Source organism: Dongia rigui, from assembly GCF_034044635.1.
In the GTDB taxonomy this organism is placed as follows: Bacteria; Pseudomonadota; Alphaproteobacteria; order Dongiales; family Dongiaceae; genus Dongia; species Dongia rigui.
On the sequence record NZ_JAXCLX010000001.1, the window covers coordinates 303,086 to 319,129 of the forward strand.

Annotated in this window: 15 protein-coding genes; 12 read left to right on the top strand and 3 right to left on the bottom strand. The window is 62.6% G+C overall.

The window, feature by feature from the left end:
* Nucleotides 1-22: 22 nt before the first annotated feature.
* From SMD31_RS01430 to SMD31_RS01480, 11 genes are all read left to right on the top strand, one after another.
* Entirely contained in the window at nt 23-739 is a 717-nt protein-coding gene (locus SMD31_RS01430) for a flagellar hook assembly protein FlgD (RefSeq protein WP_320498831.1), read from the top strand.
* Between the two features lie 155 nt (nt 740-894).
* A complete protein-coding gene (gene sciP / locus SMD31_RS01435; RefSeq protein ID WP_456077522.1) occupies nt 895-1,206 on the top strand; it encodes a CtrA inhibitor SciP in 312 nt (103 codons plus the stop codon).
* 270 nt (nt 1,207-1,476) lie between these two features.
* The gene (gene fliF, locus SMD31_RS01440; RefSeq protein ID WP_320498832.1) at nt 1,477-3,156 is read left to right on the top strand and encodes a flagellar basal-body MS-ring/collar protein FliF; all 1,680 of its coding nucleotides are present in this window, start codon (nt 1,477-1,479) and stop codon (nt 3,154-3,156) included.
* A 2-nt stretch (nt 3,157-3,158) separates the two neighbouring features.
* A complete protein-coding gene (fliG, locus tag SMD31_RS01445; protein WP_320498833.1) occupies nt 3,159-4,175 on the top strand; it encodes a flagellar motor switch protein FliG in 1,017 nt (338 codons plus the stop codon).
* Between the two features lie 8 nt (nt 4,176-4,183).
* Entirely contained in the window at nt 4,184-4,984 is an 801-nt protein-coding gene (locus SMD31_RS01450) for a FliH/SctL family protein (RefSeq protein WP_320498834.1), read from the top strand.
* Between the two features lie 14 nt (nt 4,985-4,998).
* Nucleotides 4,999-5,334, top strand: a complete 336-nt coding sequence (gene fliN, locus SMD31_RS01455) for a flagellar motor switch protein FliN (RefSeq protein ID WP_320498835.1) — start codon at nt 4,999-5,001, stop codon at nt 5,332-5,334.
* Nucleotides 5,335-5,365: 31 nt separating this feature from the next.
* Nucleotides 5,366-6,217 carry a motility protein A gene (locus tag SMD31_RS01460; protein WP_320498836.1) on the top strand — a complete coding sequence of 284 codons (852 nt, stop codon included), beginning with the start codon at nt 5,366-5,368 and terminating at the stop codon, nt 6,215-6,217.
* Nucleotides 6,218-6,230: 13 nt separating this feature from the next.
* The gene (flbD, locus tag SMD31_RS01465; protein ID WP_320498837.1) at nt 6,231-7,628 is read left to right on the top strand and encodes a sigma-54-dependent transcriptional regulator FlbD; all 1,398 of its coding nucleotides are present in this window, start codon (nt 6,231-6,233) and stop codon (nt 7,626-7,628) included.
* 56 nt (nt 7,629-7,684) lie between these two features.
* Nucleotides 7,685-9,799, top strand: a complete 2,115-nt coding sequence (gene flhA / locus SMD31_RS01470) for a flagellar biosynthesis protein FlhA (protein WP_407652067.1) — start codon at nt 7,685-7,687, stop codon at nt 9,797-9,799.
* On the top strand, nt 9,799-10,776 hold the full coding sequence (locus SMD31_RS01475; protein ID WP_320498838.1) for a flagellar biosynthesis protein FlhF: 978 nt from the start codon (nt 9,799-9,801) through the stop codon (nt 10,774-10,776). The genes flhA and SMD31_RS01475 overlap by 1 nt, the downstream gene beginning before the upstream one ends.
* A complete protein-coding gene (locus SMD31_RS01480; protein WP_320498839.1) occupies nt 10,773-11,573 on the top strand; it encodes a MinD/ParA family protein in 801 nt (266 codons plus the stop codon). Before SMD31_RS01475 ends, SMD31_RS01480 begins: the two co-directional genes overlap by 4 nt.
* 711 nt (nt 11,574-12,284) lie before the next feature.
* On the opposite strand, the gene SMD31_RS01485 is transcribed toward SMD31_RS01480, so the two are convergent.
* Entirely contained in the window at nt 12,285-12,476 is a 192-nt protein-coding gene (locus SMD31_RS01485; protein WP_320498840.1) for a hypothetical protein, read from the bottom strand.
* Nucleotides 12,477-12,619: 143 nt separating this feature from the next.
* On the opposite strand from SMD31_RS01485, the gene SMD31_RS01490 reads away from it, so the two are divergent.
* On the top strand, nt 12,620-13,969 hold the full coding sequence (locus SMD31_RS01490) for a hypothetical protein (protein ID WP_320498842.1): 1,350 nt from the start codon (nt 12,620-12,622) through the stop codon (nt 13,967-13,969).
* On the opposite strand, the gene SMD31_RS01495 is transcribed toward SMD31_RS01490, so the two are convergent.
* Both SMD31_RS01495 and fliI read right to left on the bottom strand, forming a co-directional pair.
* Entirely contained in the window at nt 13,966-14,391 is a 426-nt protein-coding gene (locus SMD31_RS01495) for a hypothetical protein (protein WP_320498844.1), read from the bottom strand. The two genes, SMD31_RS01490 and SMD31_RS01495, sit on opposite strands and share 4 nt — an antisense overlap.
* Nucleotides 14,388-15,764: a flagellar protein export ATPase FliI gene (fliI, locus tag SMD31_RS01500; protein WP_320498846.1), complete on the bottom strand. Its 1,377-nt coding sequence runs from the start codon at nt 15,762-15,764 to the stop codon at nt 14,388-14,390. Before fliI ends, SMD31_RS01495 begins: the two co-directional genes overlap by 4 nt.
* Between the last annotated feature and the right edge of the window lie 280 nt (nt 15,765-16,044).

A 16,044-nucleotide genomic window follows, 5' to 3' on the forward strand; every position in this document is an offset into this window, starting at 1 on the left:
ACGAGATTAGGTGGAGACAAACGTGGCAGACATTCCCAGCATCAGCCAGACCCTCGCAGAGCGGAACGCCGCTGCGGCTGCCAATGCCACGTCGACCACAAAGGACGCGACCGCCAACCTGTCGGACAATTACGACAACTTCCTGACCTTGCTGACCACACAGTTGCGCAACCAGGATCCGCTGTCGCCGATGGATACCGCCCAGTTCACGCAGCAATTGGTCGCCTTCTCGACCGTCGAACAGCAGATCCAGTCGAACAAGAACCTGGAAAAACTGATCAATCTGCAGTCCTCGACCAACGCCTATTCGGCCGTGGCCTTCATCGGCACCAGTGTCGCCATCGATAGCGACAAGGTCATGCTGAAGAACAAGGCCGCCCGCTTCGATTACACAATCGACCAAGCCGCCACCAAGGCGACGATGACCATTCGCGATAAGAATAACCAGGTCGTCATGATCACCGACGCCGATCCGCGCGCTGGTATTCATCCGGCCCAGTGGGATGGCACCGATGTCTTCGGCAATCAGTTAGCGGATGGCGAATACACCGTTGCCGTGAGCTATGAGGACGCCGCCGGCAAGAAATACACCGCCGATGTCACCAGCTACGGTGTGGTCGATTCAGCCGATATCGAAGATGGCACGGTCTATCTGAATGTCGGCACCATCCGCGTGCCGCTCGACAAGGTGCAGCATATTACGAAAACCGCGGCCGCGAGCCTGACTGACGACGCCTAGTCGAAGCAGCTGTATTTAAAGACATTTTAGTCGTTTACGGCGGTGGCTCGGCAGCTCTGTCAGTAACCAGTTTAGGACTTTCTTAAATGGCCTTGGCGTATGAATGGTCCGAACGAAGATCGGAATCACGGGAAATCCTGCAGAGGATGCCCAGAATGGCCATGGCAGATATACGACCCATGCAAGGCAATATCGGCGACGCTCCGCCGAAGAGCATTGATGATCTGCCCCCGCCGGGCACGCGGCGCTGGGTCATCCGTCGCAAGGCGGAGGTGGTCGCGGGCGTTCGTGCCGGGCTGATCAGCATCGAAGAAGCCTGCAAACGCTACTCACTCTCTGTGGAAGAATTCCTATCTTGGCAGCGGGCCATCGATCGCCATGGCCTGCGCGGCCTCCGCACGACCCGAATTCAGGACTACCGAACTATCGATCGGGTCGAGCCTGAGGATGAATCCCCACGATCGTGATGGCTTCGGGTAATATTCCTTAATGCCTGTGGATTACTGAAGATATATTAACCATATCAATGTGCTAGATGGGCAAGTTTTTCTCCATCCCTAGGCAATTTTTACCGCCATTAACTTCTCTTTAAACCCTCGCTCCTACACTCCCCTGATCCGCGCAGCAGTTTCCGGACCAAACCCAAGCAATTCGTCGAAAATTTTAGTATATAAAATTTTAGACGAATTAGTGCGGCCGAGTCGGCAAAAGCTGCCTATCTGGAGCGAGTGGCGAACGTGAACTCTTTTACGCAGATGTTGCGCAATCTGGGGCCTGTGCGACTTGCCAGCCTTGCCGCAGTCGGCCTTGCGTTAATCGCCTTCTTCTTCTTTATCGGCAGCCGTCTCACCACGCCAGGCATGGCGCTCCTTTATGGCGGACTGGATTCCACCGATTCCGCCGCCATCGCCGCCAAACTGGAGGAGACCCAGGTCCCGTTCGAGGTGAAGGGCGACGGCTCTCAGATATATGTGCCGGACGATCAGGTGGGCCGCATCCGCCTCGCCATGGCGGGCGAAGGCCTGCCCAATGGCGGCACCATCGGATACGAGATCTTTGATCGCGCCGATGCCCTAGGAACAACAAATTTCGTCCAGCAGATCAATCAGTTACGCGCCCTTGAGGGCGAATTGGGCCGCACGATCCGAGCGTTGCGCCAAGTCAAGGGTGCCCGCGTCCATCTGGTGATGCCCAAGCGCGAGTTGTTCTCTCGCGACAAGGCCGAACCCACGGCCTCGGTTGTTGTGACGCTGCAGGGCCAGCTGGAGAAGGAACAGGTCGCGGCCATCCAGCACCTCGTGGCCTCTTCCGTTCCCGGCATGAAGACAGCCAATGTCTCGGTCATCGACGACAAGGGGCACCTCCTCGCCCGCGGTGGCTCGGAAGATGAGCTCAGCAGCGCCAACGCTGATGAAATGCGCCGCGGATATGAGTTGCGCCTGACGCAGGCAGTCGAGGATTTGCTGGCCCAGACACTGGGCGCCGGCAAAGTGCGCGCCGAAGTGAATGCCGAGCTCGACTTCAACCAGCTCACCACCAATACCGAGAGCTTCGATCCCGACGGTCAGGTCGTGCGTTCGACGCAAACGGTAGACGAGAACGAGCAGAGCCAGGAAAAGAGCTCCAACAACAACGTTTCGGTCGCCAACAACGTACCGAACCCCCCGGCGGCGGCGAATGCCGGTGGCGACACCAGCAACAGCAACACGCAGCGGACCGAAGAAACGGTCAATTATGAAATTTCCAAGAAGACCCAGACCGAGGTCAAACACAGCGGCGACGTGAAGAAGCTGTCGGTCGCGGTCCTCGTCGATGGCACCTATACCACGGCCGCCGACGGCACACAGACCTATGCCGCCCGCCCCCAGGCCGAACTCGACCAGATCTCGACGCTGGTGAAATCGGCGGTCGGCTTCAGCGCCCCGCGCGGCGATGTGGTCGAAGTGATCAACATGCAGTTCGCCGCACCCGAGGTCACCGAACAGGGCTTCAGCGTTCTTGGCCTAGAGAAGCCCGACTTGATGCGGATTGCCGAACTTGTCGTGCTGTCGCTTGTCGCTGTTCTGGTGCTGCTGCTGGTCGTGCGTCCGCTGCTCAACCGCCTCCTGGCCATTCCGGGTGCCGCCCCTGAGCAATTCGCCATCGCCGGTCCGGGTGGCGCGGCACTGCCGCCGGGCGCCGCTGCGGCACTCGCTTTGCCCGGTGCCCCCAGCGATCTGGCGGCATTGACCAGTGGCCAACCGACCTCGATGGGCGAAATCACCAACATCGCCAACGAGATCGAGCAGATGATCGACATCAACCAGGTCGAAGGCAGGGTCCGCGCCTCGTCCTTGAAGCGCATTGCCGAACTGGTTGAACAGCATCCCGAACAGGCGGTGAATATCATGCGTCAGTGGATGTATCAGGAAGCCTAAAGATGCGCACAAAAGATGATTATAGGTCGCTGACCGGTGCGCAAAAGGCCGCCCTCCTCCTCATGTCGGTGGGCGAGGAAAGCGCCTCGAAGCTTTTTGCCATGATGCATGACGACGAGATCCGTGAGATTTCGCAGACCATGGCCAATCTCGGCACGGTGAGCGCCACGGTGGTCGAGCGCCTGTTCGTCGAATTCGCCGACGGCATCTCCTCGACCGGCTCGTTGACCGGCACCTTCGAATCCACCGAGCGCCTGCTGATGAAGGTGCTCGACAAGTCGAAGGTCGACCAGATCATGGAGGAAATCCGTGGTCCTGCCGGCCGCACGATGTGGGACAAGCTTTCGAACGTTAACGAGAGCGTGCTCGCCAACTATTTGAAGAACGAGTACCCGCAGACGGTTGCGGTCGTCCTCTCCAAGATCAAATCCGATCACGCCTCGCGCGTGGTCGCGCTGCTGCCGGAAGCCTTCGCCATGGAAGTGGTGATGCGCATGTTGCGCATGGAATCGATCCAGAAGGATGTCATCGACGATGTCGAGCGCACCCTGCGCAACGAGTTCCTCTCGAACCTCGCCCGCTCGTCGAAGCGCGACGCACACGAATTGATCGCCGAAATCTTCAACAACCTGGACCGCGCCACCGAACAACGCTTCATCACCGCCCTCGAAGAACGCAACCGCGATTCTGCCGAGAAGGTGAAATCGCTGATGTTCACCTTCGAGGATCTCGGCAAGCTCGACCCGGGCGGCGTCCAGACCCTGATGCGCGGCGTCGACAAGACCAAGCTGCCGGTCGCCCTCAAGGGTGCATCGGAGACGATCCGCGACCTGTTCCTGTCCAACATGTCCGAACGCGCCTCGAAGATGCTGAAGGAGGACATGGCGGCGATGGGCCCGGTCCGCCTGAAGGACGTCGAGGAAGCGCAGATGTCGATGGTCAATCTGGCAAAGGAGTTGGCGGCAAAGGGCGAACTGATCCTTGCCGACAGCAAGGGCGAAGACGAACTGATTTATTGATCTGACGGATGAAACAGGAGAAACCCGGTTTGAAGCCCGTGCGCAAATTCCTCTTCGACAACGATTTCGATGCCGGCAACGAAATGCCGGCGCGAAACGTCGTGCGCAAGAAGGTTGAGGCGCCGGCTGAACCGCCGCCGCCGCCGCCGCCTCCCCCGCCGCCGGAGCCGACCTTCAGCGAGGCCGAACTTGCTGCGGCCGTCGCCGAAGCCAAGGCGAAAGCGCTGAAGGACGGGCAAGCCAAAGGCAAAGCCGACGCCCAGGCGCAGATCGAAGCGCAGATCGCCAATGTCCTTGGCAATATCGGCAGCCAGATTGCCACCATGACGGCGGCCCTGGCGCAGGATCGCAGCGTCATCCTGGGCGAGGCCGCAGGTCTGGCAATGGCCATGATGCGCAAGATGCTGCCGGAATTCACGCAACGCGGTGGCCTGGTCGAAGTCGAGGCCATCATCGAACGTTGCCTGATCGACCAGCGCCGGGAAAAGCGCCTTAATATCCGCGTACCCGCCGATCTGCTGCCGGCATTGCAGGCGAAAATCGCCGAACTCGCCGCCGAGAAGCATTTCGAAGGGCGCGTCAATCTGATCGCCGATGCAGCATTGCAGCCGGCCAGCTGCCAGATCGAATGGGCCGATGGCGGCCTGGAGCGCAATGGCGAGGCGATCTGGCGCGATGTCTCGGCAGCCCTCGACCGTTGCTTGACCACACAGGGTATCGAAGCGGTCACAGTCGCTGATGAAACAACCACGGAGCCGGCATCCGACATGCCTGGCGACACTGTCGGCAGCACACAAGCTGGCGACTGACCAAGGAGCGGGAAATGGGTGACGAGGAGAACCTGCAGCTGCAGGAATTCGAAGAGCAAGGCGGCACCGACGTTGCCACCGATGCCAGTCGCGTGCCGACCAACGCGAAGGAGCTGGATGCCGTCTATGACGTGCCGGTCCAGGTGTCGGCGGTGCTCGGGCGTGCCACAATGCAGGTGAGCCAATTGCTCAAGCTCGGCCGCGGCGCCGTTGTCGAACTTGACCGCAAGGTGGGCGAAGCCGTCGACATCTACGTCAACAACCGACTGGTCGCCCGCGGTGAAGTCGTTGTCGTGGAAGATCGCCTGGGTGTCACGATGACGGAAATCATCAAATCCGATCGCGGTTGATAACGGCACTCAGAGAGCCAGGAACAGACACATGTCCGATACCGCCAACGATCCGATCCAGAGCTTCACGGCCAAGAGTGACCTGCCCTTGCGCCTCGAACCAGCACGCCATGGCTTCGACATGGCGACGGCTCTGGGCCTGATCGGTGCGCTGGCACTTATTGTCATCGCGATCTTCCTCGGCGGCAATTGGCTGGCTTTCGTCGATGTCCCTTCGGTCCTGATCGTGGTTTGCGGCACGTTTGCGATCACCACGGTCTCCTATTCCATGACCGAGATCATGCAGGCCCAGCCGCTGATGTTCCGAACGCTGTTCTCGATCGGCCATACGCCGAACGAGGCGGCGGCCAAGGTGCTGCAGCTGGCAGAGCGGGCCCGCCGCCGCGGGTTGCTCGCCATGCAGAACGAGCTCTACAGCCTGAAGAACGAGCCCTTCCTGCTGCGCGGCATGACCATGCTGGTCGACGGCATGCCGATCGAGGAAGTGGAGCGCAACCTCACCTTCGAGACCCACGCCATGGCGCAGCGCCACCAGCGCTCAACCGGCATCCTGCGGCGTGCGGCCGAGGTGTCGCCGGCGATGGGCCTCATTGGCACGCTGATCGGCCTGGTGCAGATGCTGGGGTCGCTGAACCAGCCTGAGGGCATCGGCCCGGCCATGGCGGTGGCGTTGCTCACAACATTCTACGGCGCGGTTCTCGCCAACGTCTTCTTTCTGCCGATCGCCAGCAAGCTGGAGCGCAATTCGGCGATCGAGTTGCTGATCAACCAGATCTTCATCCTTGGCACGCTGTCGATTGCGCGCCAGGAAAATCCGCGGCGGTTGGAGCTGGTGCTGAACACCATCCTGCCGGCCAACCAACGCGTCAAATATTTCGATTAACGGAGACTAACCGATGCGACTTCTGATCGTCGGGTCCCTTGATGGACACATCGCCGCTGCCGGCAAGATCGCGCTGAGCCGCGGTGCCAAGGTGGCCCATGTCAATGATGTCGATCAGGCGATGAACGCCTTGCGCAACGGCCAGGGCGCAGAATTGATCATGTTCGATGTCAGCCTCGACATCACCCAGATGATCGACAGCCTGAAGCGCGAGCGGATTAGCATCCCGGTCGTCGCGTGCGGCATCGGCACGTCCGCCGAGATCGCCGTTCGCGCCATCAAGGCGGGCGCCAAGGAATACATCCCCCTGCCGCCGGATGCCGAGTTGATCGCCGCGGTGCTCGCGGCCGTCACCGAGGAAAGCTCGGCCTTCATCTTCAACGATCCGATCATGAAGTCGACCTTGAAACTGGCCGATCAGGTGGCGCCATCCGATGCCAGCATCCTGGTGACCGGCGAGAGCGGCACCGGCAAAGAAGTGATGGCGCGATATATTCACGCCCATTCCAAGCGCGCCACCAAGTCCTTCGTCTCGGTCAATTGCGCGGCGATCCCGGAAAACCTGCTGGAATCCGAGCTGTTCGGCCATGAGAAAGGCGCCTTCACCGGCGCCATCGCACGCCGCATCGGCAAGTTCGAGGAAGCGACGGGCGGCACGTTGCTACTTGATGAAATCAGCGAAATGCATCCGCGCCTGCAGGCCAAGCTCCTGCGCGCGGTCCAGGAGCGGGTGATCGACCGCGTCGGCGGCTCGCAGCCGGTGAAGGTGGATATCCGCCTCATCGCGACATCGAACCGCGACATGCAGGAGGAAGTGCGCAAAGGCACGTTCCGCGAGGATCTCTATTTCCGCCTCAATGTCATGTCGCTGGAACTGCCGCCGCTGCGCGAGCGGCCGGGCGACATTGCACTGCTGGCCGAACATTTCATCCACAAATACGCCGCCGCCAACGGCGTCCATATCGACTCCATCGATCCGGACGTGATGGACATGTTGCGGGCCCATGAGTGGCGCGGCAATGTGCGCGAATTGGAGAACACGATGCATCGCGCCGTGCTGCTGGCGCAGGGACCGATCATCCAGAAGGACGCCATCCTCCTGACCGGCGGACGCGGGCTGCCCACCGTCGGCGCCGGCATGATCGCCGCCAGCAGCCCGACCGACAGTGCTGTCGCCAAGGCGGCGGCGGTCGCTGCGGCCGGGACGACAGCGCTGGTCGGCCGCACCGTTGCGGCGGTTGAGCGCGATCTCATCATCGATACGCTCAGCCATTGCCTCGGCAACCGCACGCATGCGGCAAATATCCTCGGTATCTCGATCCGCACGCTGCGCAACAAGTTGAAGCAATACAACGAGGAAGGCTTTGCCGTCCCGGCCGCCCATGGCGAGAGCGAAGCCGCGAGCGCCTGACCCTCGGAACATTTCGAACTTTTGCAAGCCGGATTGAAACAAGGGGATAGCGGTCGATGACCGATGCGGCGACGGGCAATGGCACTCCAGGCGGCGGCATGCAGTCGCTCGGCCACGCACTCAAGTTCCTCAAGCGCGGCGAGATTGCGCTGGCACTGGGCCTCGTGTCTGTGCTGTCGGTGCTCATCTTCCCGATGCCGGCTTGGCTGCTCGATATCTCGCTAGCCTTCTCGATCACCATCTCAATCCTCATCCTGATGACGGTGCTGTTCATCGAGAAGCCGCTCGACTTCTCCAGCTTTCCGACCGTCCTCCTTCTGGTAACGATGCTGCGCTTGGCGCTCAACCTCGCCTCAACCCGCCTCATCCTTACCCATGGCCATGAAGGCACTGATGCCGCCGGTCACGTCATCCAGGCCTTCGGCGGCTTCATCATGGGTGGCAACTACGTCATCGGCATCATCGTCTTCGCCATCCTGGTGCTGGTAAACTTCGTCGTCATCACCAAGGGTTCGGGCCGTATCGCCGAAGTGTCGGCGCGCTTCAGCCTGGACGCCATGCCCGGCAAGCAGATGGCGGTCGACGCCGACCTGTCGGCCGGCCTGATCGACGAAAAGGAAGCCAAGGCAAGGCGCAAGAACCTCGAAGACGAAAGCAACTTCTTCGGCTCCATGGACGGTGCGGCGAAGTTCGTTCGCGGTGACGCCATCGCCGGCCTCATCATCGTCTTCATCAACGTCATTGGCGGCATCATCATCGGCGTGGCGCAAGAGGGCCTCTCGATGAGCGAGGCGGCCTCGACCTACACCTTGCTGACGGTCGGCGACGGCCTGGTTTCGCAGATTCCGGCGCTCATCGTTTCGACCGGCGCCGGCATGCTGGTCACCAAGGCAGGCGTTTCCGGCTCGACAGACAAGGCGCTCTTCAAGCAGTTGTCCGGCTATCCGGCGGCGTTGGGGCTTGCTGCCTTCCTGATGACGCTCATGTCGCTGATGCCGGGCATCCCAACCCTGCCTTTTCTCAGCTTGGCGGGACTGACCGGCCTCATGGCCTATCTGGTCATGCGCCATCAGAAGAAAGCCGCCGTTGTCGCGGTGCAACAGCAGGTGGCCGAGCAATCCCATGTGCCTGTCGCCGAAGAGCCGATTTCGACCGCGTTGTCGCTCGATGCCATCCGCCTCGAGCTCGGCTACGGGCTTCTTGGCCTCATCAATACGGAGCGCGGGCATCGCTTGACCGACCAGGTCAAGGCGCTGCGCCGGCAGCTCGCCGGCGAAATGGGCTATATCCTGCCAGCCGTCCGCATCCAGGACAATTTGCAGATCCAGGCCAATTCCTATGTGATCCGCATCAAGGAAATCGAGGCCGGGCGTGGCGATTTGCGCCCCAACATGATCCTGGTGATGGATCCACGCGGCGACAAGATCAACATGTCCGGCGAGGAGACCACCGAGCCCACCTTCGGCCTGCCCGCCATGTGGGTTGATCCCAGCGCCCGTGAGGAGGCACTCTTTCGCGGCTATACCGTTGTCGATCCGGCGACCGTCATCACGACACATTTGACGGAGCTGGTGAAGGACAACATGGCCGAGCTGCTGTCGCATGCCGAAACGCAGAAGCTGCTCGACGAACTGCCGAAGGAAAACCAGAAGCTGGTTGCCGATCTCATTCCCGGCCAGATTTCCGTGGGCGGCGTCCAGCGCGTTCTGCAGGCGCTTCTGTCGGAACGCGTCTCCATCCGCGACCTGCCGAATATTCTCGAAGGGGTCGCCGAAGCGGCCGGCTATTCCCGCAACGTCAACGCCATCGTCGAGCATGTCCGCGCACGCCTCGCCCGCCAGATATCGGATGCCAGCAGCGACGGCTCCGGCGTGATCCCGCTGGTGACGTTGTCGCCCGAATGGGAGCAGGCCTTCGCCAACGCCGTCCGCGGTGATGGCGAGGACCGGCAGTTGGTCATGGCGCCGAGCGACCTGCAGCAATTCATCCAGAGCGTCCGCCAGACTTTCGAGCGTTTCGCCATCATGGGCGATAGCCCGGTCCTGCTGACCAGCCCCGGGATCCGCCCCTTCGTCCGGTCGATCGTCGAGCGCTTCCGCCCGGCGACAACCGTGATGTCGCAGAATGAAATTCATCCCAAGGCCAAGATTCGCACTCTCGGGCAGATCTGATGCGCCTGCGCACCTACAACGCGCCCAGCATGAAGGACGCCATGGCCGCGGTGAAGGCCGAGCTGGGCGAAGATGCAGTCATTCTGAATGTCGAACAGATCGGGCAGGTGGTCAAAATCACCGCAGCGCTCGATCGCGATGCGATCCTCGCTCAGCCGCCCGCCCCTGCCCAGGATCCGCTCGACGCCATAGCCCAGGCACTCGACTTCCACCGGGTCGCACCGACGCTTGCCGATCGGCTGACGCAGCAGGCGGCACAGGTACTGCTCGAGAACCCGCACCAGGCCCTGGCGGCTGCGCTGCGCCTGCGCTTTCCGAGCCAGCCGCTGACGGAGCGCCGCCCGGCCCGGCCGATCATGCTGGTCGGCCTGCCGGGCGCCGGCAAAACGGCAACGCTTGCCAAGTTGATCGCCCGCGCCAAACTGCGCAAGTGGCAGAGCGTCGCCATCACCTGCGACGTCGTCAAGGCCGGTGCCGTTGAACAGCTTGGCACCTATGCCAAGGCTTTGCAGGTGCAAGCCTTTCGGGCCGGCGATGCCGGTACGTTGAAGCGAGCAGTAGCCCAGGCACCCGCCGATGCGCTGGTCATCATCGACACCGTCGGCTGCAACCCACTGGAGGCCGGCGATCTGGCTCATCTCACCGACCTCGCCCAGGCGGTCAAAGCCGAAATGGTTCTGGTCATGGCGGCCGGCGGCTGCCCAGTCGAATCCGGGGAACTCGGCCAGCTATTTGCCGAAGCCGGGGCCAGCCGCCTTATCCCCACCCGCATTGACGCCGCGCGGCGCTACGGTGGTATCCTGTCGGCAGCTGAGGCTGGTCGGTTCGCTTTCGCGGAATTCGGTGTGTCGCCCGAAATCGCAACCGGGCTTGATATCGTCGGCGCGGATCGGTTGGCTGAATGGCTGTTGCAGAGCCGGCCAGATGCCGCGCCAAAGCGTGAACTGCCCCGTCAAGCATTTGGAACGAGATCATGAACGAGCAGGCACAGCGCGGCATCGCCGCCGTCAAATCCGATAGTGCCGTTATTCCCGGCGCGATCGCGATCGCCTCGGGCAAGGGCGGTGTCGGCAAGACCTGGCTTTCCATCACCCTCGCCCAGGCATTGTCACGCAATGGGGAGCGCGTCGTCCTGTTCGACGGCGATCTCGGCCTTGCCAATGTGGATATTCAGCTTGGCCTGACGCCGGCGATCGATCTCGGCACGGCAATCGAACGGCAACTGCCGCTGGCCAGGGCCGTCACCCGCTCTGCGGCCGGATTTGATGTGATTGCCGGTCGCTCCGGCTCCGGCGGCCTCGCCAACATGCCCTTGCACCGACTCTCTGCGCTGATCGCGGCGTTGCGCGACGTGGCGACACAATATGACCGCGTCATCATCGACCTTGGTGCGGGCATCGACCGACCGGTCCGCCTGCTCGCGGCGCAATGCGAGACGGCGCTTGTCGTCGCCAATGACGAGCCGACCACGCTCACCGATGCCTACGCGCTCATCAAGATGTTGACCTCCGACCAGGCGCCCTGCCGGGTGGGCCTGGTCGTCAATTCGGCGCAGGACACCATCCAGGGCCAGCAGACCTACGCCACGCTTTCAAAGGCCTGCCAGAATTTCCTGAAGCTGGATCCGCCGCTCCTTGGCATCATCCGCCGCGACCCAAAGGTGAAGGAGGCGATCCGCGCCCAAGCGCCGTTGCTCACACGCCATCCCGGCAGCATCGCCGCGCAGGATGTGGAGGCGCTGGCCGGGCAGATCCCGCTCATCAACCTCACATGAGCGACATCCTTAACCCGCTGGGCGGCCGCTTCGTCGGGCCTTCGGGCACGGTGGCGACGACCTCGGTGTTGGGGACGGTCGCCGATCCGCCGCGGGGCCTGCGCCAAGTCGACCCGGGCACGATCATCAAGGGCGTTGTACTCGGGCGGGAAAGTGACGGCCTTACCGCCATCGCCACCGACAAGGGTACGGTCCGTGTCGCCGCCAACGTCACTCTGCCAGCAGGCGCCCATGTGACGCTTGAGGTCCGACCGGCCGGTGACCGCCTGCAGGTCCTCATCCTGTCGAACGATTTGCTCGCGCGCCCGGCACCACCGACCACGGCCCAGACCACCGGAACAAGCCCCCCCACAGCGACACCTGTGCCGGCGGGGGGCACCCAGGCCGGCAGCACCGATGTGCGTCCGGGGGCGAGCGCGCCAGCGCCGGCACCGCCGCCACGCGTCGAGCCCAGCATCGAGTTCGTCGGGTCCAATTTGCGCGCCGTGGTGGTCCGTGAGCCGGCCCCTGCTGCATCTTCACCCTTGCCTGCAACAGCCTTGCCGCAGGTGCCGCCCGCGCCGCCCCCATCCTCACCGGCGGCAGTCCAACCTCCCCCGGTTCAACCGCCGCAGCCAGGGCCCGCGCCGGCTCAATCTACGCCAGCTCAATCTACGCCAGTTCAATCGGCACCAGTCCCGTCAACCCCAGCCCCATCTCCGCCGGCCCCATCTACGCCGGCCCAATTTCCACAGGTGCAATCGCCGCAAGCACCATCACCGGCACCGCCAGCGCCCACACCCACACCACCTTCGCCTGCGCCGGCTTCGCCGCCGGCAGCTGCGCCAGCCGGTATTCCACCAACTGCACCGCCCCAAAGCGGAACTGGTGCTGGGATACCCGTACCTGGCGCGACAACCACAACGTTGCCGCCAGCGCCGCCTCCCACAGGGCAGAGTGGGGAGCTGCCACTGCCTGTCGGAGGCAACGTAACGCTGCCGTCGGCGCCGATCCTGGCCGCCGCCGGCGGCACCCCAGCACCGAGCATACCCGTCGGCCCCATCTTGGTGGAGATCATACCCGCAGCCACGTTGACCAGCGCCGCGACAGTGCAAGCGGCACTGCTTGCCGCGGGTGCCGAGAAAAAGGACCGGACGAGCGTCACCAGCGTCGGCACCCCTGCCCCGTCGGCATCATTGTCGCAGGTTGCAGTGCGTGACGGCGTGGCAGCGGCACCCATGCCGGACTTTCCTGAATCCAATGCGGCGTCCATCGGCGGAATTCCGGTTGAGAGCGCGCTCACGGCCGGTGCCAAGCAGCGCATCCTGGCGTTATTTGCAGCGGCCGGCGCCATGCCGGATCTGTCGGTCGACGAGATCAAGCCGGCCGGAACGCGGTCGACCGCACCCGGTCAGCCACTGCCGCTCGGCGCGGAATTGAAGCTGCGCGTATTGGCAGTCCAGATGCAGGCCGGGCAGCAGATAACGTTCGATCCCATCGCGCTCGATCCCCATGACGCCCAGGGTCAGGTCATCTTTGGTCGCGTCGTCAGCGTGACGCCGGCCGGGCATGCCGTCATCCATACGCCCATTGGCGACATCATGCTGCAGCACCGTTCGGCCCTGGTGCCGGGCGCACAACTGGCGCTTGCGATCGATACGCTGGAAAGCGCCGGTCCGCCGGCGTTGCCGACGCCTGTCGTGCAGACACCGCAACAGGCACTGCTCACCCTCTCGCAAGGCTGGCCGACGCTTGCTGATCTCGTTGCCCTGTTGCAGGGGTCAAGCCCCGAGGCAACGCGCGCTGCGATCGATGCGGACACGGCACATCAGGCACTGGCAATGTTGCCGCATGCCGGCATTCGCCTCGGCGCTGGCCTCATGAGCGCCATGGCGGCGCTGCGCAGCGGTGACCTCGCCAAGCTACTGGGGCCCCTGCTCGCCAGCAAAGGAATTGGCGGCGACAAGGAAGAATTGGTGAAGCGCCTCAAAGGCGAATTCGCGCAGCTTTCGGCACTCGCGCAGGATCGGCCGGAGGTGGATTGGCGCGCACTTTTCCTGCCCGTGATCGATGACAAGGGCCAAATCAGCCAGATCAACCTCTTCTATCGTCGCTCAAAGAAAGGCGAGGCGGGGGCAAATGAACGGGGCAGCGGTACGCGTTTCGTGGTCGAGGCGGACTTTTCGCGCCTTGGCCCATTCCAACTCGACGGCCTGATGCGCCCGCAGCGCTTTGACCTCATGGTCAGGAGCCGCCAGCGCCTGACCGAGCGCATGCGCCGCGAGATCGAAGCCATCTACGAGGAAACGCGCGGCCTTACCGGCTTTGCCGGCTCGATTGCATTTCAGACGGTCAATGAGTTTCCAGTGATCCCGCTCGACGACCTCAAAAAAGGCCGGCCAACCTATACGGTCTAGCTCTCGCGCTTCATCTTGCGGCGATGCTGTTCGAGGCCCATTTCATCGGTCGCGATCTGCTCGCGCCGTGCCGCCGCCTGGCGCTTACGCTCCTGGCGGTTCTGGATAGTCTGCTCCGTCTTCTTGATGTCGCCGAAGGTCTCGGCGATTTCCTCGCGCACGCGCTCGAGCTCCAAGGTGACATCGGCAACCGATTGCTCCAGCCGCTCGCGGCGTTTGGACATCATGTCGCGATAGCCCGGCAAATGCCGGCTGGCTTCGAGGTCAGTGCGCGCGATCTCGATCTCGCGCGCGACATCTGCATCGAGCTTCGTAATATCACCCTGCAAGCGCTCGATCAGCGCCGTGAGATCTGCGGCCTGCCGTCGCTTCTCGTCGAGCGTCCATTTCTGCAGACGCAGCAGCTGGTCGAGGCCATTCATTCGCTGGCAGCCTCGTCGCCAGTCACGGCTGTATCATCCACAAGCCCTAGAATACCTGCCAATGTGCTGTAGCCGCTGGCAAGCGTCGACTGCTCCTCGCGCCGCTGGCCAAGGAACCGTTCGATCTCCGGGTATAGCAGCAATGCCTGGTCGACCGCCGGATCGGTGCCGCGTTTATAGGCGCCGAGGCGAATGAGTTCGGCCATGTCCTCATAGACCGACATATGGCGCCGCGCCTCACGCACGATCTTGTTTTCGAACTCGTTGTTGCAGCCGGGCATGGTGCGCGACAGCGAGCGCAGGATATTGACTGCCGGATAGCGCCCGCGCTCGGCAATCGAGCGCTCCAGCACGATATGCCCGTCCAAGATTCCGCGGCAGGCATCGGCAATGGGTTCGTTATGATCGTCGCCTTCGACCAGCACGGTGAAGAGGCCGGTGATCGAGCCGGATCCTGCCACGCCAGGCCCTGCCCGTTCCAACAATCGCGGCAGCTCGGCAAAAACCGATGGTGTGTAGCCTTTGGAGGCAGGCGGCTCGCCGATCGAAAGGCCGATCTCGCGCATCGCCATGGCAAAGCGGGTCACGGAATCCATCAGGCAAAGAACATCTTCGCCCTGATCGCGGAAGAGTTCCGCCAGTGCCAGCGTCATCTGCGCCGCCTGGCGCCGGAGCAACGGCGATTCATCCGAAGTCGCGACAACGACGACGCTGCGGGCCAAGCCTTCCGGCCCCAATTCGTCCTCGATGAACTCCTGCACTTCGCGGCCACGTTCACCGATCAGCCCGATCACGTTGATGTCGAGCGAGGTATAGCGCGCCATCATCGACATCAGCACCGACTTGCCGATGCCGGATGCCGCAAAGATGCCAAGGCGCTGCCCCTTGCAGACGCTCGTGAAGGTGTTGATGGCCTTGATGCCGAGGTCGATCTTGCCCCCGACACGGACACGCGCATGGGCGGGTGGCGGTTGGTTGCGGATCCGGCAGGGTTCCGGCCCCTGCGGCAAAGGCCCCTTGCCATCGATCGGTTCGCCGAAGGCATTGATCACGCGGCCCAGCCAGGCACGGGTCGGACGCACGACCGGCTCGCCGTCGATCAACACAACCTTGCTGCCCAGTCCCACGCCTTCCAGCGAGCCATAGGTCATGGCGAGTGCCAGGCCTTCGCGGAAGCCGACGATTTCGCACGGCACCTGGCGCTGGTTGCGGTCCACCAGCGCGCAACGCGCGCCGATCGAAAGCGCGCTTTCCATGCCGCTGATCTCGACCAGCATGCCGACGACGGCGGCGACGCGCCCATAGATACGTATTTCGGGCACGCGCGCGAGCTCGCGGTAGAACGCGTCGAAATCCTGCAATTTGGCGCTCACCCCGCGGTCTTCCTTTTCATGCCGAGGACACTGCAGAGACCACCGCGACGTGGTTCTCCGGTCCTGAGGTTACCCTAACGCGGGGCTATTAAATAAGTGGTTAAGGCAGTCTTTATGGCCGAGTATTCGGGGCCGCGGTCGTTAAGACATTGGGCTTATTGGGATTTAGGCCCCTATTCCTGATCCAAAATTCCTCACCCTCCGTCATCAAAGTTAACGCCAAGTGCTTTACACAGGCCGCTATTAATGGTTAAGATTCATTGATCGATCGGCTACGGTC